Genomic DNA, 615 nt, shown 5'->3' on the forward strand with positions numbered 1-615 from the left:
GAGGAGGAGGAAGAGGAAGAGGGGGAGAAGAGAAAGAGAGAGAAGAGAGGGAAAGAGGGAAGAGAGAAGGGGAGGAGAAGAAAAGGGGAGAAAAAGAAAAGAAGGAGAAGAAGAAAGAGGGAGGAGAAAAAAGAGGAGAGAAAAGGGGGGAGAGAAAGAAAGAAAAGAAAAAAAAGGAAGGAAAAAAGAAAAAGGAAAAGAAAGAAAAGAAGAAAAGAGAGAAAGAAAAAGAAGAAGGAAAGAGAGAAAAAAGAGGAAGGGAGAGAGAGAGAGAGGAAAAAAGGAAGAGGAGAGGAGAGAGGGGGAAAGGAGGAAAGGAGAAAGAGAAGAAAAAAAAGAGAAGAGAAAAAAGAAGGGGAAGAGAGAAGAAAAGAGAAGAGAGGGGAGAGAGGGGGAAGAGGAAGGAGGAGAGAGGAAGGGAGGAGAAAAAAGAGAAAAAGAGAAGGGGAAAGGGGAAAGAGAAAAGGAAGGAGAAGGAAGGGGGGGAAGGAAGAGAGAGGAGAAGAAGGGGAGAGAAAAAGAAGGAGGAGAAGAAAGGGGAAAAAGGGGAGAAAAAGGAAGAGAGAAAAAGAGGGGAAGAGAAGGAAAGGAAGGGGAGGGGGAAGGAAAAAAAGG

General features: G+C 44.2%; 1 protein-coding gene. It reads left to right on the plus strand.

The genetic code is table 11. The features are described 5' to 3' along the window. On the plus strand, nt 1–615 hold a 615-nt coding region (locus tag FHK88_RS14575; RefSeq protein ID WP_227431012.1), incomplete at both ends, for a hypothetical protein.

This window comes from Psychrobacter sp. I-STPA6b, from assembly GCF_020662265.1.
Lineage (GTDB): Bacteria > Pseudomonadota > Gammaproteobacteria > Pseudomonadales > Moraxellaceae > Psychrobacter.